This is a genomic window from Vibrio sp. 2033, from assembly GCF_033339735.1.
The window spans coordinates 1-679 of record NZ_JAWOVC010000390.1 but is presented as its reverse complement, the minus strand read 5'-3'; the positions used below and the strand labels follow the sequence as shown (position 1 = coordinate 679).

General features: G+C 43.6%; 1 protein-coding gene. It reads right to left on the bottom strand.

The features are described from left to right. The coding region (locus R7P74_RS26775; protein ID WP_443293444.1) for a DUF5801 repeats-in-toxin domain-containing protein at positions 1-679 on the bottom strand (679 nt) is incomplete at both ends.

Here is a 679-nt window from a genome sequence, read left to right as displayed (position 1 = left end):
AATGGCGTTGCTTAAGCCTTCCTCAGAAACGTTTAGTGTTACACCTTCTACAATTGGTGGGGCGTAAGGGTTGACAGAAAAGTACCCCGTTTTACTGTCGCCATCATTATCAGTAATAGTGTAGTTAAAATCGATATCCCCATCGCCATAAGGTGAGGTCAAAGGCAAGTATTGGAAGAACTCCCATTTTCCAGTGCTAGGTGTAAGTTGAACTTCGAATGCAAGCTCTCCATCAGCCTCTGCAATCAGTCTATTAGAGTTTTGTGGATCGACGTATATCAACACGTCTTTACCATCTAGAGTCTCTAAACCAGCCTCACCTCCATTTAAGACTATAGAACCAGGGCCATCAGCTCCATATACAGCACCGAGGTTCCCATCCGCACTAGCAATTGGCACGCCAGAGTACGCACCTGTAAAGGTTATTGATTTAACGGTAAAGTCACTGTTGTCTTCAGTATCCGGGCCATTGCCATTACTGGTCGCCTCGAGGATGATTTTATCAAAGCCTCCCTGTTGAACATTGAAATTTGCCGCGTAATCACCACTGCTTGCGTCAGAGCTGAACGATTGCTGAGCAATTAATACACCATCTCTATAAAAAGATGCGATTCCTTTCTCAAGTTCACCACCAAACATTTTCTCAAATTCTATTTCTGCTCCGTAAGCAACTTTATTA